The organism is Microseira wollei NIES-4236 (assembly GCF_020521235.1).
Classification (GTDB): domain Bacteria; phylum Cyanobacteriota; class Cyanobacteriia; order Cyanobacteriales; family Aerosakkonemataceae; genus Microseira; species Microseira wollei.
On sequence record NZ_BLAY01000581.1, the window covers coordinates 1 to 415 of the forward strand.

The window sequence follows — 415 nt, forward strand, 5'->3', positions numbered from 1 at the left end:
ATCCATTCCCGATTCGATATCAAAGTAGGGGCACGGCATCAGTCAGGTTGGTTGCCAGCAATAAATTCCTCCCTTGCCGTGCCCCGACCAATTATTCATATCCATTCCCGATTCGATATCAAAGTAGGGGCACGGCATCAGTCAGGTTGGTTGCCAGCAATAAATTCCTCCCTTGCCGTGCCCCGACCAATTATTCATATCCATTCCCGATTCGATATCAAAGTAGGGGCACGGCATCAGTCAGGTTGGTTGCCAGCAATAAATTCCTCCCTTGCCGTGCCCCGACCAATTATTCATATCAAGTTCGGTCGATTACCCATAATTGGCAGTCGGGACACGGCACGATTAACGTTATCTGTTTGTCCGAGATATCTCTGATGCCCTGTCCCTACGCAACAACTCTGTGAGGTTTTTT

The 415-nt window shown here is 48.7% G+C and carries 1 protein-coding gene; it reads left to right on the top strand.

Annotation, left to right across the window (positions count from 1 at the left end):
- Nucleotides 1–378 (top strand): hypothetical protein (locus MiSe_RS49920; RefSeq protein WP_226595055.1); only part of this gene is annotated, 378 nt, incomplete at its 5' end.
- Nucleotides 379–415 lie beyond the last annotated feature (37 nt).